Origin of the sequence: Falsiroseomonas oryzae (genome assembly GCF_027856955.1) — a bacterium.
GTDB classification, from domain to species: Bacteria; Pseudomonadota; Alphaproteobacteria; order Acetobacterales; family Acetobacteraceae; genus Falsiroseomonas; species Falsiroseomonas oryzae.
The window spans coordinates 1-604 of sequence record NZ_JAPSMD010000990.1 but is presented as its reverse complement, the minus strand read 5'-3'; the positions used below and the strand labels follow the sequence as shown (position 1 = coordinate 604).

Annotated in this window: 1 protein-coding gene; it reads left to right on the top strand. The window is 77.2% G+C overall.

Features of this window, described 5'->3' with window-relative positions:
- Nucleotides 1-604, top strand: a 604-nt coding sequence (locus tag OZN99_RS33120; RefSeq protein ID WP_270939405.1) for a methyl-accepting chemotaxis protein, incomplete at both ends; no start/stop codon positions are given.

Here is a 604-nt window from a genome sequence, read left to right as displayed (position 1 = left end):
CGCCGGCCAGGCGGTCTCGGCCGCTGCGGGCGCGGACCAGGCCAGCGGCAACGTGCAGGCCGTGGCTGCCGGCGCCGAGCAGCTGACCGCCGCCGTGGCCGAGATCACCCGCCAGGTCGGCGAGGCCGCCGCGGGCGTGCGCCGCGCGGTGGAGGATACCCGCCGCAGTGACGCGACGGTGCAGGGCCTCGCGGAGGCAGCGAGCCGCATCGGGGAGGTGGTGCAGCTGATCAGCGACATCGCGGGCCAGACCAACCTGCTGGCGCTGAACGCGACGATCGAGGCGGCGCGCGCCGGGGAGGCCGGCAAGGGCTTCGCGGTCGTGGCAGGCGAGGTGAAGGCGCTGGCCGCGCAGACCGCCAAGGCGACCGAGGAGATCGGCCGCCAGATCGGCGCCATCCAGTCCGCCACCGCCGATGCGGTCGGGGCCATTCGCGGCGTCGCAACCCAGGTCGAATCCGTGGACCGCATCGCCGCGGCGATCGCCGCCGCGGTGGAGGAGCAGGGCGCCGCCACGCGGGAGATCGCCCGCAGCGTCGCCGATGCGGCGCGCGGCACCGGCGCGGTCTCGACCGCGATCGGGGCCGTGCGGGCCGAGGCCGAG